Raw genomic sequence first — 21,108 nt, forward strand, 5'->3', positions numbered from 1 at the left:
TTATTTAAGTGGCAATGGAATTAACCGTATTTTTGATGATGCCATTGCATGGAGTGGATTGTTGCTAACCGATACTTTGAGCGCTGAAGATGCACTACCCAATCCAGCTTGGGCGATTTTAGATACCAAAGACCAATGGGACGCATTTAGCCAAACTGTAGAAAATCAAGGTATACAATCTACGTCAGAGCCATTGGTGCAATCCAATTTAATGCTCGACGGGTTACGCTGTGCTGCCTGCTCAGGCATCATTGAACAAGGCCTCCAAGCGACACCCGGCATTATCAGCGCTCGTGTCAGCATGTCCAAAAAACGCGCTGTGGTTGTATGGTCGCCTAGTGTAACTCTACCCTCCAAAATATTAACGACAATTCATGATTTAGGTTATACCGGCTTTCCTGCAACCCAACATGAAGACGACTTAGTCTCCCAGCAAAAGCAAAGAGCAGCATTCTGGCGTTGGATGGTATCTGGCTTCTGCATGATGCAAGTGATGATGTACGCTAGTCCGACTTACTTCACAGCACCAGGCGAAATTTCTAGCGATATTTTGCATCTACTGAATTGGGCGTCATGGCTACTAAGCCTACCAGTACTTTTATTCTCAAGCCGATCTTTCTTTAGCAATGCATTGCGCGACCTAAAGCAAAAACAAATTAGCATGGATCTCCCCGTTGCGCTGGGCATTATCATCACATTTATTGTGAGTTCGGCCGCTACATTTGAACCCAACAGCTGGTGGGGCAATACTGTCTATTTTGACTCACTCACCATGTTTGTGTTTTTCTTACTTTCTGCGCGCCTGATCGAAGTTAAGTTACATCGTAAAACGCTAGGCGCACTCGAAAGCCTAGTAAGCCGCATTCCAGAAAATACTGAACGACAAAATCCAGATGGCTCATTTACACGAGTGCTAAACACAAAGCTTAAAATTGGCGATATCGTGCGCGTGCAGATTGGCGAAGCTTTCCCTGCTGATGGAAAAATCATTTCAGGCAACACCAGTGTCGATGAGTCTCTACTTACCGGTGAATCTACCCCCATCCAAAAAAATCATAATGACGATGTGATTGCAGGCAGTTATAACTTGCGTCAGCCAGTTTGCATCACCCTCAATACCATTGGTGAATCTACAAAGTATGGCCAAATTGTAAACCTTATCAACAATGCGGCAGTAGAAAAACCTCGCCTATCAAAACTCGCAGATCGTGTTGCGCGGCCATTCTTAATTTTCGTCATCCTCAGCGCTGCTATTGCAGCAGCTCTACTTTGGGACGTTGACCGTGGTAGAGCATTGATGACTGCTGCTGCGGTACTCATTGTGACCTGCCCGTGCGCACTATCTTTAGCAACCCCTGCTGCAATGCTTGCCAGCGCAAGCGCGTTCGTTAAGCGAGGAATTTTAATCAAGCGCTTACAGGCGATTGAAAATATCGCCGATATCGACACCATTATCTTCGATAAAACGGGCACACTGACAGAAGATCATATTCAACTTAAGGCAATTGAACCAAAAACTGGGCTTACTGAATCTGAGGCATTATCAGTCGCCGCAGCCATCGCCCAGCATTCAATGCACCCCATTTCTCGCGCACTCTTTAAGGCAAACAAGACTAGTAGCAATTTAGATACGCTGAATCTTGTGCTAGCAGACATTGAATTAGAAAATATTCAAGAAACTGCTGGCGCTGGCATTAGCGGAGCCATCAAGATGAGTACAATGGAGAGACTTCCCGCTCATCTCAATCTTATTGGTACCGAGCTTAAACTAGGTTCAGCAGTTTTTTGCGGCATTGCAGAATCTAGCACAAATGCACAGCAAGTCTATTTAGCGAACAATCAAGGCTGGTTAGCAACCTTTACTTTACAAGAGGCCATCAAACACAATGCCGCCATTGCTATTCAGTCATTAAAAAATTCAGGGCTAAACATTGAACTGCTCTCCGGCGATCGCTCAAACGCAGTAGAAAATACGGCCAAACAAATAGGTATTAAACAATTCCAATCGGCTTGCAGCCCAGAAGACAAACTTTTACGCCTACAAGCACTCAAACGAGAAGGTAGGAAAGTACTGATGGTAGGCGACGGCTTAAATGATGGTCCTATTTTAGCCAGTGCTCATGTATCAATTGCCATGGGCAAAGGTGTGCCACTCACGCTGGCACATGCTGACTATGTATTTTTAAATGGTGATATTAGCCAAATTCCTTACCTAATTCGCCATGCAAAACAAACCATGAGCATAATTAAAGAAAATATCGCTTGGGCAATCATCTATAATCTAATCAGTATTCCCCTCGCATTTTTTGGCATATTATCTGCATGGCTGGCAGGACTGGGTATGGCGGTTAGCTCGCTCATTGTGGTGGCTAATGCACTACGTTTAACTAAATTTGCATCATCAAAAACTGACACTAAATAGTGATCAACAAAGGAGCTAGTCATGGACGTCTTATTCGTACTTATTCCACTCTCAGTCATCATGGCACTCGTTGTTCTTGGTGGATTATGGTGGGCAGTTTATCGCGGTCAATTTGAAGATATTGAAGACGAAGGTAAGCGAATTTTAGAAGATGACGACTAAAATAATTTGCTACCCAAAGTAGTCTCTGCCCATGTAGATTGATTAATAACAACCCTCCGCAACCGCAAATCCAGCCTCAAATTGCACATTTTCAGAATGTCATATTTACGTACAAAGCCTTACAAAAATATTTCTATTTGTTTCAAATCTGTAACAAATTCTCTTGAGTAATTAATTTTTTTATGCTAGTTTCTGACATGCGTCAAATTGACGCATGTGAAATTGTGTTAGCAAATCATCAATTTAAACGTAACGCTTGGATGATGCATGACGGTTTCTGGCTCAAATGGCAACATACTGATTGCAAAGCCAAATAACTCGCTATCCCCCACAGGATTTGTCTGGTTGTTTGTTGGTGTTCTCACCATCACTTCAATCATTACAGTAGGGTTTGTTTCAGCGGGAGCTTGGATAGTGTTGCCGTTTGCAGGTCTTGAAATATTAGTGCTTGCCTATGTGTTAATGAATGCTTATTTACACTACGGTGACTTTGAAAGCATTACGCTAGTGAATGATGATGTAGTAATAGAGAAATACAGTTACAAAAGTTCTAAGAAATATACTTTTCAACGTTACTGGGTAAGGGTGACATTACGTAACACCCTAGACGGTACGGTCGCGATTTTCATTGGCTCACACGGCAAGGAAATCGAGTTTGGCAGTCGTTATATCAACAAAGAAGAGCGAGAGTCTATCGCCAAGCAGCTGAAGCAAGATTTAAAAATCGTTTAATGGTTTTTTGTTTTGGGAGAAGGTATGTTGAAGCAGGCTATGAAAAAGATTGGTTTCGGTTTACTTTTGCTACTCACAGCGCCCCTTGCGCTTGCTGAGTTTCGCTGGAACTTTCCTGAACCAGTTACTCCGATGGCGCTAGATACGCTACATGTACACAACAAATTCATGCTGATTGTGGCTGTGATTTTTGTTGTGGTCCTCACCATCATGATTTACTCACTGATCAAACACCGCAAAAGTATTGGTCACCAAGCTGTGGCAGACAAAGCACCGTCAACCGCTACAGAAATTTTCTGGACACTCATTCCATTCGTCATCTTGCTAGTCATTGACTTTGTTATCATGGGTATTCCCGCATATCACAGCGTGATTATGATGGAAGATACCAGAAATGAGTCTGACATGGTCGTCAAAGTAACGGGGTCACAGTGGCGCTGGCAATATGAATACATGGGTAATACAGACAAAGGCAGCCAAGATGGGCTGATCGATGCGAAAGGCATTAAGTTTGTTAGCAACCTATCTACCCCTCAAGATCAAGTGAATGGCACTGTTCCACCTGCGGACACTCCTAACAGCCCCTACCTACTAGATGTAGACAACCGATTAGTACTTCCAGTGGGCGCCAAAGTACGTATTCTAATGACATCAACTGATGTATTACACAACTGGTGGGTGCCACAATTCGGCTCCTCGCGAGTAGCCGTACCTGGATTTATTCGTGAAACCTGGGTACAAGTGGACAAAGCTGGTACTTATCGCGGTCAATGTAAAGAACTATGTGGCAAAGGTCATGGTTACATGCCTGTCGTGGTAGATGCACTTCCCAAAGAAGAATATGCAGCATGGGTTGCACTCAAAAAGAATGAGATTAACGAGCAAGCAGCTGGCGCAGATAAAGAGTGGACTAAAGACGAGCTAATGGAACAAGGCAAAGTCGTCTACGAGAAGAACTGTGCCGTGTGCCATCAGGTATCTGGCGCAGGCTTACCACCAGCCTTCCCTGCACTTACTGGTAGCAAAATTACAACCTCTCCGATATTTGACACGAATGGTAAATACTTACCAGATAGCCACATGGATCGCGTGCTAAACGGTGTGCGTGTCATGCCAGCATGGAAAGCAATATTAAATGATACGGAAATTGCCGCTGTCATTACTTACGAACGTAACGCGCTTGGTAACAGCGTGGGTGATGTTGTTCAACCTGCGCAAGTTAAAGCTGCGCGTCAATAAACATAGGTACAGGAGATAATTATGAGCACTACAACAGTCGCACATCATGATGAGCACACTGACCATCCCACTGGGATTATGCGTTGGCTAACCACCACCAACCATAAAGACATTGGCACCATGTACCTGACATTTTCACTCATTATGTTCTTGGTAGGTGGCTCAATGATTTTGGGTATTCGTGCAGAGCTGTTTCAACCAGGCCTGCAATTGATGAACCCAGATTTCTTTAACCAGCTCATCGGTGTGCATGCACTGATTATGATTTTTGCAGCATTAATGCCTGCCGCTACGGGCTTTGCTAACTGGATGATTCCACTACAAATTGGTGCACCAGATATGGCCTTACCACGTTTAAACAACTGGGGTTTCTGGTTACTGCCACCCTCAGCTATTTTACTCACGCTTCCATTTACCTTAGCGCTATTTGGCATTGGAGATGGTGCGCTAGCTACCGGCTGGACATTCTACCCTCCACTCTCTATCCAAGGTGGCATTGGCGTGGACTTTGCGATTTTTGCGGTTCACTTACTTGGCATTTCATCTGTGTTAGGTTCTATTAACATCATTGTCACTTTATTTAACATGCGCGCACCTGGCATGACGCTCATGAAAATGCCAATGTTTGCATGGGGCTGGTTAATTACCGCGTTCTTATTAATTGCAACTATTCCAGTACTCGCTGGTGCCGTGACGATGCTACTCACAGACCGTCACTTTGGCACACACTTTTTTGACGCAGCTGGTGGCGGTGACCCGATCATGTTCCAGCATCTATTTTGGTTCTTTGGTCACCCTGAGGTCTACATTTTGCTGTTACCGGTATGGGGCTTCATTCCACAAATTTTACAAACATTCTCTCGTAAACCAATGTATGGCTACAAAGCACAAGTTTATTCATTAATTGCGATCGGTGCGATGTCTATTATTGTGTGGGCACACCACTTCTTCACAGCAGGGATGCCTGTACCAGCTTTACTCTACTTTATGTACAGCACGATGGCGATTTCATTACCGCTTGCAGTGCTATTCTTCTGTTGGATTAAAACGATGTGGCGTGGCTCTATGAGCTTTGAAACACCAATGCTATTTACCGTAGGCTGGATTATCTTATTCGGCATCGGTGGCTTAACTGGCTTAGTGTTAGCAGACGTTGCAGCAGATGCGCAATATCACAATAGTTACTTTGTAGTCGCGCACTTCCACTACACACTATTTGCTGGCGGCATCATGGGTATTATGGCGGGTGTTTATTACTGGCTACCTAAAATGACTGGGCATATGTATAACGAAAAACTTGGCCAATTGCATTTCTGGTTAACCGCAATTTCGTTCAACCTCACATTCATTCCACAGTTCTTCTTGGGCTTAGCTGGCATGCCTCGACGCATCCCAGACTATGCATTACAGTTTGCAGAATTCAATATGATTTCTTCTATCTCCGCATTTGTACTCGGACTATCGCAACTGATCTTTGTATATAACATTATCAGTACTGCAAGGGGCGGTAAAAAAGCAACGGACCAAGTCTGGGAAGGTGCGGAAGGACTTGAGTGGACATTATCATCACCACCTCCTTACCATAGCTTTTCAGAGCAACCGACAGTTAAATAACATAGGTCAAATAAGATAAAAGTGGTCGTTAATTCATATGAAAAACCAAAAAACTTCTAGAAGCGATAAAAACAGAAAAGTGGCAGTTGTTTTGGCACTGATAGCCTTTATTTGGTATTTGGCTTCAATGTTTACCATATGGAAGTAGATGCTGACAAAAACGATCTAAGCTCAACAGAGCAAAGGTCGGCAGCCAACAAAAAATTAGGCTACAAAATGGTATGGATTGTAGCCGGTTCTCTTTTGTTTGCATTTGCGCTAGTGCCACTTTACGACGTGTTATGTACGATTACAGGACTCAATGGCAAAACAAAAAGTACAGCAAGTGAATTAAGCAACACCAAAGTAGATGAAACTCGATGGGTCACTGTGCAGTTCACCTCCAGCACAATGCCTGGGCTAGGCTGGAATTTTTATCCTAAGCAATCCAGCATAAAAGTACGCCCGGGTAAAGTTGAAACCGTACTATTTGAAGCAAAAAACATTACAAGTGAAGTGGTTGCAGGCAGGGCTGTACCAAGCGTAACGCCAGGCGCAGCAGCAGCCCATCTAAAAAAACTGGAATGCTTCTGTTTTGAAAGGCAGGCATTAAACCCGGGAGAGACGAAAGTAATGCCTTTACGTTTTTTTGTGAGTCCAGAGATACCTGCTGATGTAAAGGAGATGACCTTATCCTATGCGTTCTTCAGTGTAGATTAAGTAAGCATCACTATAAGTAGTTATAAATAGTAATTATAAATAAAGTTAAACCAAATATATTAAACATAGTTGAGCAGTGTCATTTAGCAGACTAACACTCTGATAAGTAAAAAATTAAACCTCGAGATAAATCAATAGCCATCATTGATTGATTTTATTTTAGCTATAAGTAAGTTAAATAATGTAATGGGGAGCTTATGCATGACAACACATTCAAATAATCATTACTATGTCCCACATGGCGCTTTGTATCCGGTGACAATATCAGCAGGGCTACTAGCACTCGCGTCAGGCTTTATTTTCAGTGTCGCTACGGATACCAATAAAGATCTTGCCTACTTACAAACGCCAGGAAAATGGATGATGTATATAGGCGCAGCAATCATCATCCTGATGACCTTTAAATGGCTTAGCGCTGTGGTGATTGAAAGTATTACTGGACAATATAAAAAATGGGAAGATAAATCCTTTCGGATTGGGATGATTGCCTTTATTTGCTCTGAACTTGCTTTTTTCGCTGCATTTTTCGGTGCACTTTTTTATATGCGCATCATTTCAGTACCAGATCTGGCCTCGTTTGATCCCTTATTTACACCTTATAAAGACTTTCTAGGTACATGGCCATCAGTCGGTCCTGGTGGTGTGGTATTGGGAACAGAATATACCCCTGCAAAACTCACACCAATGGGTGCATGGGGCTTACCCGCAATCAACACAGCACTACTCCTAACCTCTGGTGCAACAATTACTTGGGCACATTGGGGGTTACTTAAAGACAACCGAAAACAATTAGTGTTTGGTCTGTTTCTCACTGTTGCATTAGGGACCGCATTTTTAGTGTGCCAAGCATTCGAGTATCACGAAGCTTATACCCATATGGGCCTGACATTAGGTAGTGGTGCTTATGGCGCAACGTTCTTCATGCTGACAGGGTTTCATGGCTTTCATGTCACATTAGGCACCATCATGCTAATTGTCATATTGTTACGCTCAATGAAAGGTCATTTTTCTGCCAAAAATCACTTTGGGTTTGAGGGTGTAGCATGGTATTGGCACTTCGTAGACGTAGTCTGGCTAGGTCTATTCATTTTTGTCTATTGGTTATAACTTTATAAAAAAAGCGGTGCAAATGCACCGCTTGTTTAAATCACTACAACAACATTACACGTTTAAGTATGAAAGACTTCCTTGACGTTAGCTACACAGAGGCATGTGGAATCCAATTGAAGTAATACCCTATCAATAAGAAAACAAACAATGCAACTGAAAGACCAATACGAACAGTCAATGCTTTTGCAGTGCGAACACCAGCATCTTTGTCTTTGGCTAGAAAATATAACGCTGAAAACAAGCTCGCAACAATCACAAACAGCACTAACACAATGACAATTTTGAATATCATAATCAGGCCCTATAGTTGAGTTAAGTCATTATGCGATGCACGCCACACAAATGCAATTTAGATTAGGAAATTACTTATTCTGCCCGTCTTGGCTAGGACTCATCATCCTGATGATTTGTATCCCTTTATTTATTAAACTAGGCTTATGGCAATACAACAAAGCGGAGTTAAGAAAAGAAATTCAATCCAGCTACAACACCTCACTAGATCAAGATGCATTGGTGCTACCTGACAATCTCACGGATGTAGATGCATGGAAATACAAAAAAATAAAAGTAAAAGGCCAGTATGAAACAAAATACCAAATCCTGCTGGACAATCAAGTTGAAGAGAACGTTGCTGGCTTCCATGTCATCACACCACTGAGGTTGGACGGTAGTAATGATTACGTCCTGATTAATAGAGGTTGGGTTGCTGGCGGGGCTAATCATACAGACACACCAACGATCAACACCCCTGATCACTCACTTGAAATCATAGGATTCGTTTGGGTTCCGAGCAAAAAAATCTTCTCTCTGGAAAGTGATAACGAAAAAAGTAGCTGGAAAACAGTCTGGCAACATATGGATATGGAACGTTATCAAAAAAGTATTCCTATTCATATATTGCCGCTGGTCATTAAATTAGATTCCAAAAGTAATGCTGGTGGTTTTGTGCGCAAATGGCAACTACCCGCCGGCAAAATTGCCACAAACATGGGCTACGCTTATCAATGGTTTGGTTTTACGATAGCGAGCATTCTTATCTTCTTATTCACCAGCATTAAAAAAGCCAACAACACAAAAACATAGGCAAAGCGACATGATAAATACTGAAACAAACAATACCGAGTATCTTGACCAGCAGCGCAGGGGACGCCTGATACTCTTGTGTATGTTAATTTTTTTCATCACACCCATCATTGCAGTCGTCGCAATGTACAAACTGGATTGGCGCCCCAAAGGTGAAAGTATTGGTGAACTGGTAACACCTGCAAAAGCACTGACCATGCAACAGCCACTCGTTAGCAGTGATGGCAATGTTGCCTCTATCAATTTCTTAAAAGATAAATGGAGCATGGTTTACATGACAGCTGACTGCGATGCGCAATGTAAAGACAAACTACATCAAATGCGCCAACTGCATGTGTCTTTATATAAAGAAATTCCACGCATGCAACGTCTGCTCTTTACTACTGTATCAGACGTTACTGAGATAAAACAAAACTATCCAGACCTCTTGATTTTGAATCAGCCAAAAACCGACATCATTTCATTTAGCGAACAATTCAACATTCACAATGAAACATCCATGACTGCCGGCAGAATCTACCTGATTGATCCGTTAGGCCACCTCATCATGAGCTACAGCGCATCAACATCACCAGCGCTGGTACGCAAAGACATCACTCGACTAATGAAATACTCATGGACCGGCTAAAATGAGTTACAAACTTTTTAAGAATCTGTCACTTTTTGGCGCAATACTTGCACTCTGTGTTGTCGTGCTAGGTGCGTACGTGCGCCTATCTGATGCAGGACTTGGCTGCCCTGATTGGCCAGGTTGCTATGGAACACTCACTGTTCCACAGAGCGAAGCTGCAATTCAGCAGGCACAAGCATTGCATCCAGACAGCCCCATTGAAACAGCTAAAGCATGGAAAGAAATGGCACATCGCTACTTAGCTGGTACATTAGGCATAGTAGTATTGGCAATATTTGTGCTGGGATGGCGTAATGAAAACCAATTAAAAGTAACACCCAGCCTCGCCACCGCACTACTCATCATCATCGTTTTTCAAGCATTGTTGGGCATGTGGACGGTGACCATGCTGTTAAAACCAGTCATCGTGAGCGCACATCTGATTGGCGGACTCACCACACTAGGTCTACTTACATGGATAGCTCATCGGCATACCGTCAACCATCAGCAACATATACCATTATCACCAGTATTAAAAATAATGGTGCGTGGTGCAATTCTCGTCCTACTAGCACAAGTGCTTCTCGGGGGATGGACTAGCACTAACTACGCAGCGCTGGCATGCACAGACTTTCCAACCTGTCATGGCCGCTGGATGCCAGAGATGGACTTCAACGACGCATTTCATCTAGTCCGTGAACTTGGACAAAGTGCTCATGGTGGAAACTTAACGTTAAACGCACTCACTGCGATTCAGTGGACACATAGGGTTGGGGCATTAGTAATTTTTATCTATATTGCAGCGCTTGTTTTCTTTCTGTTTAAAGTATCAACTTTAAGAAAAATTGCATTAATACTATTCATCCTTTTACTCACACAAGTCGCCATCGGCATCGCCAATCTGATTCTGCAACTACCATTAGTGCTAGCGGTTTCTCATAACTTGGGAGCAGCACTACTCGTCATTACCATCGTCGTTCTTAATTCCAAAATCACGGAGCATCAAAATGAGCACTCAAAAACTTAAAAGTGAGCTACACATGCACGTTAACATCATGAGCCAAATCAAAGCATTAGCCCCGAGATTGAAAAATTTCTTCCCGCTGTGCAAACCTAGAGTTACCTCCCTGATTGTTTTCACGGCACTGATTGGAATGTTTTTAGCTACGCCGAATATGGTCCCGCTGCCACTACTGCTAGCTACCACCCTCGGCATTGCATTTGCATCAGGTGCGGCGGCGGCGTTTAACTGCCTAATTGAACATAAAATCGATGCCAACATGGCGCGAACACGAGCACGTCCTCTACCTACTGGCCAAGTATCGTCAAATGAAACCATGATATTCGCCACATTACTCGGTGGCACTGGCCTTGCAATTCTGTATTTCTTTGTAAATCCACTCACCATGTGGCTAACACTTGCCACATTTGTTGGCTATGCCGTGATTTATACCATTTTTCTTAAACCTGCCACACCGATGAATATAGTGATTGGCGGCGCATCTGGCGCAATGCCACCTATCTTAGGTTGGGCAGCTGTCACTAACACCGTGTCACCTGAGTCTTTGATTATGTTTTTAATCATTTTCGCATGGACCCCTCCTCATTTCTGGGCTCTCGCGTTGTATCGCCGAGAAGAGTACGCAAAAGTTGGCATGCCGATGCTACCCGTAACACACGGAGAAGCGTTCACCTTACTCCACATCCTACTCTATACCGTGATTTTGGTAGCTGTATCACTGATGCCTTATGGTTTAGGAATGAGCGGGATGATTTATTTAGTATCCGTGATTTTATTAGATGCAATCTTCATGGCTTATGTTATTAAACTTTATTTGCAATACTCAGATGATTTAGCAAAACGCACCTTCAGATATTCTATTATTTATCTAACATTGCTGTTCGCAGCTTTATTAATCGATCATTACTTACCACTTTGATATTGAAAAACATTTTCTCCAAAAATAAGTGCTAAAAATAATATTTAGATTGATTCTGAACCATATAAAAAGTCAGGTTTCAAATGTAAAGTTAAAGATTACGTTGTATAATTCCGCGATTAAAGCACGTGCACTATTGTTTAGAATTGAAACAGATGCTGGTATGACTGAGGCGCAAGAATAAACCTCTACTCATCAATACGATTTAGTTTTATTTAAGGATGAAAGTAATGAGCACTAATAATGTAGAAACGTTTTACGACGACTACGTCATACGCAGATTCAGCGTGATGGCAGTGGTCTGGGGAGTTGTCGGCATGTTAATGGGGGTGATTGTCGCCTCCCAACTAGCATTTCCTGAACTAAATTTAGGTTTACCATGGACAAGTTTTGGACGTCTTCGTCCTTTACATACTAACTTGGTTATTTTTGCATTTGGTGGCTGTGCATTATTCGCAACGTCTTACTACGTTGTACAGCGTACCAGCCAAGTTAAACTAGCATTTCCAATGCTTGCTCGTTATACATTCTGGGGCTATCAAGCAGTTATTCTTGCTGCCATCATCTCTTTACCATTAGGTTATACACAAGCTAAAGAGTATGCAGAACTAGAATGGCCTATCGACTTATTACTGCTAGTCGTTTGGGTCATGTACGCAATTGTTTTCTTTGGCACGATTGCTCAAAGAAAAATCAAACACATTTACGTTGCTAACTGGTTTTATGGCGCATTCATCATTGTTGTAGCAATTCTGCACATCGTGAACAGTGCTGCTATTCCTGCAGAATGGATGAAATCATACTCAGCTTATGCTGGTGTACAAGATGCAATGGTGCAATGGTGGTATGGTCATAACGCGGTTGGTTTCTTCTTAACCGCTGGTTTCTTGGGCATGATGTACTACTTTGTGCCTAAACAAGCTGAGCGCCCAGTGTACTCATATCGCTTGTCTATCGTGCACTTCTGGGGTTTGATCTTCACTTACATGTGGGCAGGTTCACACCACTTACATTACACAGCATTACCAGACTGGACACAGTCAGTAGGTATGGTGCTATCTTTAATCTTATTAGCACCAAGCTGGGGCGGTATGATTAACGGTATGATGACCATGTCAGGCGCATGGCACAAACTACGTGACGACCCTATCTTACGCTTCTTAATCGTTTCATTATCTTTCTACGGCATGAGTACGTTTGAAGGTCCAATGATGGCGATTAAAACAGTCAATGCACTATCACATTACACAGACTGGACAGTTGGTCACGTTCACTCAGGTGCATTAGGCTGGGTTGGCTTTGTTTCAATGGGCTCACTATATTTCTTAGTACCTCGCCTATGGGGTGTTAAACAAATGTATAGCAAGAAAGCAATTGAGTTGCATTTCTGGTTAGCAACTATCGGTGTAGTACTTTACATCACAGCAATGTGGATTTCAGGTGTTACTGCTGGTTTGATGTGGCGTGCAATGAATGATGACGGCACATTAACTTACACATTTGTTGAATCTGTTAAAGCAATGCACCCATTCTACGTAATCCGTATGATTGGTGGGTTGATGTATGTGAGCGGCATGATCATCATGTTGTGGAACGTCATCAAAACAGTGCAAATGGGGCAAGAAACTCGCGCCAGAATCCCTTCAACAGTTGTTCATGCTTAAGAGATCTAACATGTCAGATAAAGAACAAAAAGGCTTTACCCACGAAAAAATTGAAACCAACAGTTTTCTGATGGTCATTTTGATTTTGGTTGTGGTTTCATTTGGTGGTTTAGTTGAAATCGTGCCGCTATTCTTCCAAAAATCAACGACACAACCAGTGGAAGGCTTAAAACCTTACACTGCGTTGCAACTAGCTGGACGAGATGTATACATACGTGAGGGTTGCTATAACTGTCACTCACAAATGATTCGTCCATTCAAAGCTGAAACGTTGAGATACGGTCACTACTCAGTGGCTGGTGAGTTTGTTTACGACCGCCCATTCCAATGGGGTAGTAAACGTACTGGTCCAGATTTACATCGTGTTGGTGGTCGCTACAGTGATGAATGGCATCGCATTCACTTAATTAACCCACGTGACTTGGTACCAGAGTCTGTCATGCCAGCTTACCCATGGCTAGAAAAAAACCTTGTAGACGCGAACAATTTGCCAGCACATATGCGTGCTTTAAAAATTGCTGGTGTTCCATATGCTGATGAAGAAATTAAAAGTGCAGCTAATGACGTTTACGGAAAAACAGAAATGGAAGCTGTAATTGCCTACTTACAAGTGCTGGGTACAGCGCTTAAACAATAAGCAGTTAATCATGGATATTATTGATTTACGCAGCATAGCAACAGTCGCAGCCCTAGTTACCTTTGTAGGCATCTGGGTCTGGGCTTGGTCTGGGCGGCATAAAAAAGACTTTGACGAAGCGGCAAGATTGCCGCTTGAGGGAGATGAAGAATGAGTGATTTTACAAGCGATTTCTGGCCGTATTTTATTTCGGCAATCGTGATTGGCGGTATCGTATTCTGTTTAACGATATTATTGATGACAAGCAAGTCACATGATCCAGCTCACACTGGTGAATCAACAGGCCACGTGTATGACGAGGACATCCTCGAAATGAACAACCCAATGCCAAGATGGTGGTTTTGGATGTTCATCATTACTTGTGTATTTGGTGCTATTTACCTATTCCTTTTCCCAGGTTTAGGAACATACAGTGGCAAACTAGGCTGGACTGCCTTAAAACAGTATGAGCAGGAAGTCAAAGAAACCAACGACCGTATCGCACCTATTTATGCGAAGTTCACTTCAATGTCTGGTGAAGAAGTTGCACAAGACCCGAAAGCGATGGCTATTGGCGAACGTTTGTTTATGAACAACTGTTCACAATGTCACGGTTCAGACGCACATGGCAGCAGAGGCTTCCCTAACCTAACAGATACTGATTGGCTATATGGTGGTGCTCATGCAACCATTAAGGAAACAATCACTAACGGTAGAAACGGTATGATGCCTCCGATGGCTGCAGCAGTTGGCGGTCCTGAAGACGTTAAAAATGTAGCTCACTATGTACTTAGCCTATCAAACAGCGAGCATGAAGCAAGTCGTGCAGCTTTAGGTAAAGAAAAATTTGTCGCATGTGCAGCTTGTCATGGTCCAGACGGCAAAGGTAACCAAGCGATTGGTGCACCAAACTTAACTGACGATACATGGTTACATGGTGCTGGTGAAGCGGCAATTATTCACCGTATCAATAACGGCTTAAACAACAAAATGCCAGCACAAGGTTCACGCTTAACACCTGAGCAAATTCATGTATTAGCCGCTTATGTATGGCGCTTCTCTAATGCTAAATAAGCCTTTAGCGCTAAACATCTAACTTAGCGCTATTGAATAAAAAGCATCTTAACGCCCACTATTTAGCTTATGCTAAAATAGTGGGCGTTTTTTATTTTAGTCACAATTTTTTAATTAAGTCTGAATAAAGTGTCCACCCAGAAAAGTAAATCCAAAAAAACGATTCCTATCGTGAATGATCCTGCGCAGCCAGTTACTAGATCACTTTACGAACCTCATCAAAAAATCTATCCGCGCAACACTTCTGGCCTTTATAAAAACTGGCGCTGGATCATGATTTGGATTACACAAATTGTGTTCTACGGCGTGCCTTGGTTACAATGGGGTGAACGACAAGCCGTATTGTTAGATATTGGTACGCACCGTTTTTATATTTTCGGCTTAGTACTCTACCCGCAAGATCTCATTTATTTAGTGGTGATTTTAATCATCGCGGCGTTAGCACTTTTCTTATTTACTGCCGTAGCGGGCCGACTGTGGTGCGGGTTTGCCTGCCCCCAATCGGTCTACACAAAAATATTTTTATGGATAGAAAGACAAGTTGAGGGAGACCGCGCAGCACGCCTGCGTTTGGATGCAAGCAAACTTAACCGTAACAAACTACTCAAGAAAACGCTGAAACATTCTCTTTGGATTAGCTTTTCGGTTTGGACAGGCTTTACTTTTTTAGGTTATTTTACGCCGATACGTGAGCTAATTCAGGGGATTTTGCAGTTTCATTTAAGCCCTTGGGAAACATTTTGGATTTCTTTCTATGGTTTTGCAACTTACGGTAACGCAGGCTTCCTGCGTGAGCAAATCTGCAAACACATGTGTCCTTATGCACGTTTTCAAAGTGCGATGTTTGACAATGACACGCTCATTGTGACTTACGATGAAGAGCGTGGTGAACCACGCAGTGGGCGCTCTCGTAAAGTTGATGCCAAACAAAGTGGCTTAGGCGACTGTATTGATTGCAACTTCTGTGTACAAGTATGCCCAACTGGCATTGATATCCGCAATGGCTTGCAATATGAGTGTATTAGCTGTGGCTTATGTGTGGATGCATGCAATAGCATTATGGACAAAATGGAATATCCTCGTGGTTTAATCCGTTTTTCTACACAAAATGCGCTGACTAATCACTGGACTCAAGAACAAGTCGTCAAGAAAATCTTACGTCCTCGTGTGCTTATTTACACAGGCTTACTCCTACTCATGAGTGCGGGCCTTGTATACTCACTAGTCACTCGCGTTCCATTTAAAGTAGATATCATTCGTGACCGCGGTGTTATGTCACGTTTAGTAGCGGGTGGGAAAGTTGAAAATGTCTATCAAATGCAGATTACCAATGCTTCAGAACAATTGGAAACTTTCAAAATCTCCGTCTCTGGTATCGAAGGTTTATCGCTGGCCTCTAACAAGGAATTCACAGTCAATGCAGCCGAATCAAGAATGGTTGCGGTAAGCTTGCAAATTACAGATGGTTCTATCAAAAGTGGCTCACATCCAGTGATATTCGAGATTGTTGCAAACAAATCAAACGAACGTCTATTTGAGAAGTCTATTTTTTACATGTCTCGCTAAAAGGATCAACAAATGTCAACAAAGCAAAGCAATAATCAAAAACCAAAATGGTGGAAATCTGGTTATGCATGGCTAGTATTTGGTGGCCCTGCTATCGTAGTCGTTGCTAGCCTAACCACTGTTTATATTGCGGTGAATGGACAAGATCCATTATTAACGCGCGATGAAAATGCAGGTACAAGCACCAAGGCACTCACGGCTGCAAAGAGAAATGCCCTTGAACCAGCGATTCGAGCGCGCAATCATGCGGCGACTGGCGTGAACAACCCAGAACAATAAGCATGCAAACAGCGCTTATTTACAGCTCATTACTTATGGGCATTGCAGGTGGACCACACTGTGTTGCGATGTGTGGCGCTGCATGTACTGCACTGACACAATCACCTCAAACACCCTATGCAATTTACCATTACCATATTGGTCGACTCTGTGGCTATGCCTTGCTGGGCGCGATTGCTACCTTTGCCATCCAAAGTATCGCCTGGCTGTCTAGCTACAGTAGCGTGCTTCACCCACTATGGACTTTTTTCCATGTGCTAATCTTTTTTTGGGGTGTTCTATTGATTATTTATGCGCGCCAGCCAATTTGGGTGGATCGTGCGGGGCGCAATATCTGGGGGCATGTGAGGAAGCTCAGCACGAAACAAGGCGGTCATTTTTACATCGGCATGCTGTGGGCGTTGATGCCTTGTGGCTTGCTTTATTCTGCCTTGGTGATTGCCTCATTTAACGGCAACCCTCTAGATGGTGCATTAAGTATGTCTGCGTTTGCCTTAGGCTCTAGCGTGTCTTTATTCTTAGCACCTTGGCTTTGGTTGAAACTCAAAACAAAAACCATTGAACCTTATGGCATGCGCTTAGCAGGTGTGCTACTTAGCGCAGCAAGCGCTTGGGCGATATGGATGGAGCTTACCCACAACACCAAAGTCTGGTGTGCAACCTAACACCATCTATTGCATCGTATGCAACCAGCGATATTTAGATGGCTGAAGCCTTCAAACCCTCGGTTGCAGTATTCCACATCAAAAATATCTGTTTATCCTTTTTTAGCAATATTGGATAGTCAGCATTACCTGTGGTGTCTGCAATCATAGAGGGCGTTCCCCAACTTTTCCCTTCATCATCAGATTTCATTAACCATATCTGACTTTTACCTGCATCTTTTTCGCGCCAAACTAACCAGACAGTGTCGCCAATTGTAGCTAGAGCTGGGTGTCCTGCCTGCTTTTTCATATTGCCAAACTTCTTAGATGGTGAAGATACCCAATCGACACCATCCATCCGAGCATAAAACAAGTTAGCTTTTTGTCCAGATTCGTCATTACCCCCATCAAACCAAGCCATGTGGTATCCCCACCAGCGTTCCGCCTCTCCACCACTGGCAAGCGCCGCCCCATGATGTGGACAGCCTTCTACCTTCCAGCGACCAAATGTTGCACGCTTGGGCTGTGGTGATGTTTGATTGGCAGGAATCTCTGCCATCATATGGTCGCGCTCACTCCCTTTAAACACGTGCCGCCACATTGCGGCAACGGTGCCATCTGGTTTATTAGTAAGTGCAATTCGGCAACATTCGCAACTGCTATCTGCCAGTTTCAGTTCTACTGAAAAACTTACGCCTTTATTCTCAGAAACAGCATAATAAATTGCCGCGCCCTCATAAGGCTGATTGGTAGCTTTAGCGGCTAATAAATCGCGCTTATCCACCCAAGTCACCGTGATTTTCCCATCAGCACTCACATTTAATGAGTCAAAACGATGCGTAATTTCACTGCGGTCCTGATGCACGATATAAGGTTTCTCAAACGTTTTACCTGCATCTGTGGAGCGTGCAAACCATATGTAGCCAGAAAATGGTTTCTTAAGCGCCTCTGTCCATGTCAGGTAAATATAACCTTCTGATGAAATAGCAATTTTAGGGCGAGCTTCTCCATCTGCACCAATTTTTTGTGGTATTTGATTAACGATGACAGGCGTCGAAAAGGTTTTTCCTGTGTCATTACTTTTACTGACTTTTAATAGTCCATCATGCACGGAGGCACGCCACAAGCTCCCCTGCGGGTCAAAAGCAACACTCACTGCGATTGCCACGTTTTGATGCTGAGTATGCTCCTCGTGGGCATTTGAAACAAATGCCCAACAAAGTAAACTTAAGGCCAATAAATATTTAATCATCAATAGTCAAATTTCATTTGCACATAAGCCGTGCGTTGTGGATAAGGGTGAAATACATAAGATTTATAATTATTCAGATTATCGACACCTAGGCTAGCAGTATAACCTTTAGCAAACTTGTAATTAGTTTTAAAGTCTACGACAAAAAACTTACTCGCGGCACCAAACGTACTGTCATTCACATCACTATTATCAAGTGCATTATATTGGCGACCACTATAACGTGCTGCTAGACTATACGTGAGATTGTTACCACTGTGGTAAGTAGCTACTGCCTTCAACATATTACGTGGAATGCGCGGTGGTTTATTACCAATCGTATTAGGTGCAGCTAGATTACTCAACACCTCAGCCTCTGTAAAGGTAGCACTGCCCTGAAAATCTAAACCATGGATTAATACATCCTGCCACTGTGTAGCTAACTCTAACCCACGTGTACGAATATGGTCTACATTCTGCACAAAACTACAGCCGCCTGATCTAGTACATACCCCTGTGTCGTAAGGGATAGCCCCGTTAATCGCAATATTTTGTGAGACGAGTGCATCGTGCTTATTCTCACTAAACAAGCTAGCTCTAATCAAGCCATTATCGTAGCGCCGTTCTACTGTAAATTCGCTTGCAATGACCTCCTCTGGCTTTAGATTAGGATTGGATTCAACAAAATAAGCAGTAGCACCATTTTGCAATGGCTGAAACATTTCACTTACGGTAGGGAAGCGAAATGCCTGTCCTAAAGCAGCACGGAACCCCCAAGCAGGTACTGGCTCGAAACTGATGGAGATTTTGGGTGAAAATTTGGTTTCAGCCCTATCTTTATAATTTGCAGTTTGTAGCACATTAGCAATCGTCGTTATATTCTGACCATCAGACGCTTGCCAGCGCTCTGCACGGCCACCTAGAGTGAGCACCCACTTTGGATTAATCTGCCATTTATCTTGCGCATAAATTGCATGCGTCATAGACTCGCCCTTTGCTGAGGTGTTTAATACTCCTTCATTGCCATCTTTCCAATCCGCAGTATTGTGCGTATCACTCTTTAGCGTGTATCTGTCTACATGGTAACCTAAATCAACAATATGCTCATTTGGTCGTAAAGTAGCGCGCGCATCAAACACCGTCCAACCTGTTCCTGATAAATCAGTGATACGGCCAGTTCTTGTGATGTAAGGGTTACCTTGAATTACTGTTCCTGAAGAAAGGGCGTTAGCAGCACTATTTTTGTCTTTCTGATAGTCATAATCAGATAGTGTTAATTGCCAATCAACAATGCCTTTGGTATTAGACTTAACATCCAGTGCTTGCATGATATGAAGTGACTCAGCTTCAGCAGGATTCATTCCCGATATATCATAACGTTGACCATTAAAACTGACCCTGCCGTTATATACAGGACTTCCCGCAGCATCTTTAATGTAGCTCTCAACATCCGTTGTGCCTTTCATATCCCAAATCGCCAACGTATAGGCTAGTTTCAACGCTGAATTGAGGTCATAGGTTGTTTTAAACTTGATATTAGTCTGCTCGGTATGATCAATACTGTTTGCACCAAAAATTACTCGGTCCGTATTTGTCTCACTTTTATCCTGATATGCGCCAGTCACTACAGGACTTGCTCCAGGCACTGTTGATGAAAGATTAGCCGTTGAAAAATTCATCGGTTGCCCTTCATTCTCCAAATAATCGGCACCTAACCAAAATGAAAAGTCATTCACCTTGTTACCAAAAGAGGCTGTCAAATGATTACCTTGATAATGTTCATCCGTGCCATATAGTTTAAAACCTTGCACAAAAGACTGTGCACTTGCGTGCGCCTCAAACTTCTCTGGCATGCGAGTGGCAATGCTCATCACACCACCAAACGAATTGCCTGCATAAAGCGCAGAGAACGGACCGTACATCATACTAATACTTTCAATCTCCTCAGGACTCACCATGCCCCAACGTGGCGGGAATGCGAACGAGTTACCGAGTAAGTTAGAGAGTAATACACCATCTGCGTAAAGCAGGCTTTGTGCACTGGATAAAGTACCAATCGTACGCGTAGCAATAATGCCGTTTCTGTCACCGATAAAGCGCTCTCGTACTTGAATGCTAGGCAGGTATTTCAAGGTTTGTGCAGGGGTTGCTGCATTAACATTCTCTTCAATTTGTTTTTTATCGAAAGTTTCTACAGTAGCAGGATGCTTACTGATTCGACTATCAATCATGGGCGCACGTATTTCAACAGCTTCTAATTCGATAGTTTCATTATGCGCTGCGAGCGATGTCATACTGAAACTTGCGGCAACAACTGAAAAAATAAGCTTTATGCGCATACCATATCCATAATTTTTATTAATATTAACTACGGTACGACAATCCAGTTTATCTATAGCATAGATTGCCAACTCCCATAAATA

General features: G+C 43.0%; 21 protein-coding genes. 18 read left to right on the forward strand and 3 right to left on the reverse strand.

Translation table 11 applies throughout. From position 1 onward, the window contains the following. Positions 1-61: 61 nt before the first annotated feature. From A391_RS13995 to A391_RS0111640, 7 genes are all read left to right on the forward strand, one after another. Complete coding sequence (locus tag A391_RS13995) at positions 62-2,422, forward strand: heavy metal translocating P-type ATPase (protein ID WP_019899505.1); 2,361 nt, start codon at positions 62-64, stop codon at positions 2,420-2,422. Positions 2,423-2,443: 21 nt separating this feature from the next. After that, the gene (gene ccoS / locus A391_RS0111615; RefSeq protein WP_019899507.1) at positions 2,444-2,584 is read left to right on the forward strand and encodes a cbb3-type cytochrome oxidase assembly protein CcoS; all 141 of its coding nucleotides are present in this window, start codon (positions 2,444-2,446) and stop codon (positions 2,582-2,584) included. Between the two features lie 267 nt (positions 2,585-2,851). Beyond that, positions 2,852-3,316: a DUF2244 domain-containing protein gene (locus A391_RS0111620; RefSeq protein WP_029144154.1), complete on the forward strand. Its 465-nt coding sequence runs from the start codon at positions 2,852-2,854 to the stop codon at positions 3,314-3,316. A gap of 24 nt (positions 3,317-3,340) precedes the next feature. Next, positions 3,341-4,555 (forward strand): cytochrome c oxidase subunit II, encoded by a 1,215-nt coding sequence (coxB, locus tag A391_RS0111625; protein WP_019899511.1) that lies wholly within the window; start codon positions 3,341-3,343, stop codon positions 4,553-4,555. Positions 4,556-4,576: 21 nt separating this feature from the next. Further along, positions 4,577-6,169, forward strand: a complete 1,593-nt coding sequence (gene ctaD, locus A391_RS0111630) for a cytochrome c oxidase subunit I (RefSeq protein ID WP_019899512.1) — start codon at positions 4,577-4,579, stop codon at positions 6,167-6,169. 138 nt (positions 6,170-6,307) lie between these two features. Continuing rightward, positions 6,308-6,868, forward strand: coding sequence for a cytochrome c oxidase assembly protein (locus tag A391_RS0111635; protein WP_019899513.1), 561 nt, complete (start codon positions 6,308-6,310; stop codon positions 6,866-6,868). A 201-nt stretch (positions 6,869-7,069) separates the two neighbouring features. Further along, positions 7,070-7,975, forward strand: coding sequence for a cytochrome c oxidase subunit 3 (locus A391_RS0111640; protein ID WP_019899514.1), 906 nt, complete (start codon positions 7,070-7,072; stop codon positions 7,973-7,975). A 91-nt stretch (positions 7,976-8,066) separates the two neighbouring features. On the opposite strand, the gene A391_RS0111645 is transcribed toward A391_RS0111640, so the two are convergent. Further along, complete coding sequence (locus A391_RS0111645) at positions 8,067-8,270, reverse strand: twin transmembrane helix small protein (RefSeq protein WP_019899515.1); 204 nt, start codon at positions 8,268-8,270, stop codon at positions 8,067-8,069. A gap of 50 nt (positions 8,271-8,320) precedes the next feature. Here A391_RS0111645 and A391_RS0111650 point away from each other — a divergent pair, with 50 nt between their 5' ends. The 11 genes from A391_RS0111650 (at position 8,321) to A391_RS0111705 (ending at position 17,475) form a co-directional block, all read left to right on the forward strand. Then, positions 8,321-9,061, forward strand: a complete 741-nt coding sequence (locus A391_RS0111650) for an SURF1 family protein (protein ID WP_036317277.1) — start codon at positions 8,321-8,323, stop codon at positions 9,059-9,061. A gap of 10 nt (positions 9,062-9,071) precedes the next feature. Beyond that, a complete protein-coding gene (locus A391_RS0111655) occupies positions 9,072-9,689 on the forward strand; it encodes an SCO family protein (RefSeq protein ID WP_019899518.1) in 618 nt (205 codons plus the stop codon). Between the two features lies 1 nt (position 9,690). Further along, positions 9,691-10,698, forward strand: a complete 1,008-nt coding sequence (locus A391_RS0111660) for a COX15/CtaA family protein (RefSeq protein WP_019899520.1) — start codon at positions 9,691-9,693, stop codon at positions 10,696-10,698. A gap of 13 nt (positions 10,699-10,711) precedes the next feature. After that, the gene (gene cyoE, locus A391_RS0111665) at positions 10,712-11,611 is read left to right on the forward strand and encodes a heme o synthase (RefSeq protein WP_029144155.1); all 900 of its coding nucleotides are present in this window, start codon (positions 10,712-10,714) and stop codon (positions 11,609-11,611) included. A gap of 230 nt (positions 11,612-11,841) precedes the next feature. Next, positions 11,842-13,275, forward strand: coding sequence for a cytochrome-c oxidase, cbb3-type subunit I (gene ccoN, locus A391_RS0111675; protein WP_019899522.1), 1,434 nt, complete (start codon positions 11,842-11,844; stop codon positions 13,273-13,275). 10 nt (positions 13,276-13,285) lie between these two features. Next, entirely contained in the window at positions 13,286-13,912 is a 627-nt protein-coding gene (gene ccoO, locus A391_RS0111680) for a cytochrome-c oxidase, cbb3-type subunit II (protein WP_019899523.1), read from the forward strand. A gap of 10 nt (positions 13,913-13,922) precedes the next feature. Beyond that, complete coding sequence (locus A391_RS0111685) at positions 13,923-14,066, forward strand: CcoQ/FixQ family Cbb3-type cytochrome c oxidase assembly chaperone (protein WP_019899524.1); 144 nt, start codon at positions 13,923-13,925, stop codon at positions 14,064-14,066. Then, positions 14,063-14,965 carry a cytochrome-c oxidase, cbb3-type subunit III gene (gene ccoP, locus A391_RS0111690; protein ID WP_019899526.1) on the forward strand — a complete coding sequence of 301 codons (903 nt, stop codon included), beginning with the start codon at positions 14,063-14,065 and terminating at the stop codon, positions 14,963-14,965. The genes A391_RS0111685 and ccoP overlap by 4 nt, the downstream gene beginning before the upstream one ends. 129 nt (positions 14,966-15,094) lie before the next feature. After that, positions 15,095-16,531 (forward strand): cytochrome c oxidase accessory protein CcoG, encoded by a 1,437-nt coding sequence (gene ccoG, locus A391_RS0111695; RefSeq protein WP_036316818.1) that lies wholly within the window; start codon positions 15,095-15,097, stop codon positions 16,529-16,531. Between the two features lie 12 nt (positions 16,532-16,543). Beyond that, on the forward strand, positions 16,544-16,810 hold the full coding sequence (locus A391_RS0111700; RefSeq protein ID WP_019899529.1) for a FixH family protein: 267 nt from the start codon (positions 16,544-16,546) through the stop codon (positions 16,808-16,810). A gap of 2 nt (positions 16,811-16,812) precedes the next feature. Then, positions 16,813-17,475 carry a sulfite exporter TauE/SafE family protein gene (locus A391_RS0111705; protein WP_019899530.1) on the forward strand — a complete coding sequence of 221 codons (663 nt, stop codon included), beginning with the start codon at positions 16,813-16,815 and terminating at the stop codon, positions 17,473-17,475. Positions 17,476-17,509: 34 nt separating this feature from the next. On the opposite strand, the gene A391_RS0111710 is transcribed toward A391_RS0111705, so the two are convergent. Both A391_RS0111710 and A391_RS0111715 read right to left on the reverse strand, forming a co-directional pair. Next, positions 17,510-18,706 carry a sialidase family protein gene (locus tag A391_RS0111710; RefSeq protein WP_019899531.1) on the reverse strand — a complete coding sequence of 399 codons (1,197 nt, stop codon included), beginning with the start codon at positions 18,704-18,706 and terminating at the stop codon, positions 17,510-17,512. Continuing rightward, a complete protein-coding gene (locus A391_RS0111715) occupies positions 18,706-21,024 on the reverse strand; it encodes a TonB-dependent receptor (RefSeq protein WP_029144157.1) in 2,319 nt (772 codons plus the stop codon). The genes A391_RS0111710 and A391_RS0111715 overlap by 1 nt, the downstream gene beginning before the upstream one ends. Positions 21,025-21,108 lie beyond the last annotated feature (84 nt).

The sequence above is a fragment of the Methylotenera mobilis 13 genome, from assembly GCF_000384255.1.
Classification (GTDB): domain Bacteria; phylum Pseudomonadota; class Gammaproteobacteria; order Burkholderiales; family Methylophilaceae; genus Methylotenera; species Methylotenera mobilis_B.